General features: G+C 63.2%; 1 protein-coding gene. It reads right to left on the bottom strand.

What is annotated here, in order from left to right; translation table 11 throughout:
- On the bottom strand, positions 1 to 1,070 hold a 1,070-nt coding region (locus tag AC1Q61_RS32750; protein WP_492651489.1), incomplete at both ends, for an HNH endonuclease signature motif containing protein.

The following is a 1,070-nucleotide window of genomic DNA, read 5'->3' as shown; positions in this document are numbered from 1 at the left end:
GTGGTGGAGCGGCGGGGTTTCCGGTCGGGGTCGATGCCCGGTGGTGGGATGAACCAGGGCAGGTGATCGGTGCCCATTCGGATTTCCCATTTGCCGGTGAATCCGGGTTTTCGGTGCATCAGGGTGTGGTGGGTTCGGCAGAGCAGGACCAGGTTGTCCATGACGGTTGGTCCTCCTTTGGCCCAGTGTTTGATGTGGTGGGCGTCGGTCCAGGCGGGGACGCAGTCGCAGCCGGGGAAGGCGCAGCCTTTGTCGCGGGCGATCAGGGCGGTGCGTTGTGCTGCGGTGACAAGCCTTTTGAGTGGGGTGACGTCGAGTGGGGCGCCGTTTCCGTCGAGGAGGACGCTGGAGAGCATGCAGTCGCAGGCGATCATGCGGGTGCGGCCGACGCTCAGTGGTCCCATCCAGGGCATGTGGCCGACATCGAGATCTTGTTTGTCGAGATCGTGAAAGTCGAGATCGAGCATGCCGGGATCGTCGTCCTCGGACGGGGCAGGTGTTGAGCCATCACTCGTTGTGGCGCATTCACGGTGGTAGGCCAGGTCTTTGGCGTTGATGTGCACGTTCAGGTGTGGGCGTTGGCCGCCGTCGATGCCGGTGGCAGCGTTGTCGAGGTAGCGCCGGATGAGTTCTGCCATGGCGTCTGCGTTGCGTGTGGCGGCGGGTCGTTTGTCGGGTGTGCCGTCTTCGGCGGGGGTGGGCATGGAGAGGTTGGAGAGGGCGGAGAGAAGCATTTCGCCGGTCACTCCGTCGAAATCGCCTCGGACGGCGACTCTTCCGTTGAGGGTGGGGGAGATGCGCAGTTCGTTGCGGTCGGTGTCTTCGCTTGGTGGTGGGTCGTCGGATTCGAACATGTGCTCGAGGACGCTGATGGCGTAGCGCAGTTTGACGGTGGTTGCTTCGGTTCCCGATGCTGCGGCGAGGAGTGTGTCGCGGCAGTACGGTAGTGCGGCGTCGGGCATTGCCTTGGGTGGGGATTCGCAGAACGCCACGATCAGTGCTGCGTGCTCGAAAGTGAGGTCACCGGCATCGAATTGGTCTTCGATCTCGGGAAACGACCGTAGCGCTTT

The sequence above is a fragment of the Rhodococcus sp. MPR-R1B genome (genome assembly GCF_058793255.1).
The sequence above is the reverse complement of the archived record's forward strand: the minus strand, read 5'-3'. Positions and strand labels throughout refer to the sequence as shown.